General features: G+C 73.5%; 1 pseudogene. It reads left to right on the plus strand.

Features of this window, described 5'->3' with window-relative positions:
- Positions 1–464: pseudogene (locus SM757_RS35070) on the plus strand ((Fe-S)-binding protein); the annotation flags it as partial.

The following is a 464-nucleotide window of genomic DNA, read 5'->3' on the forward strand; positions in this document are numbered from 1 at the left end:
GCCGCGGGCCAGCCCCTGAACCCCAAGAAGTTGATCCAGGACCTCGTCACCGGCATGGCCGGCGGCAGCGACGCCCGCTACCACGGCAACCCGTACCCGGGCAAGGACGTGGGCCGCCATGCCGGCGCCCCCAACCAGCCCGTGGTGCCGGGCCTGATCGACGCCGAGACGCTGTGGAGCTGCACCACGTGCCGCGCCTGCGTGCAGGCCTGCCCGATGCTGATCGAGCACGTGGACCTGGTGGTGGACCTGCGCCGCAGCCTCACGCTCGTGGGCGGCACGGTGCCCAACAAGGGCTCCGAGGTGCTGTCCGCGCTGCGCGAGACCGACACGCAGGGCCGCTACCCGCTGTCGGCCCGCTACCACTGGGCCGCCGACCTGGGCCTGCCCGTGGTGGAAAAGGGCAAGGGCCAGCGCGCGGACTGGCTGCTGCTGGCCGGCGAGGCGGGCTTCGACATGCGCGG

It is taken from the genome of Azohydromonas lata, from assembly GCF_034427735.1.
GTDB lineage: Bacteria > Pseudomonadota > Gammaproteobacteria > Burkholderiales > Burkholderiaceae_C > Azohydromonas > Azohydromonas lata.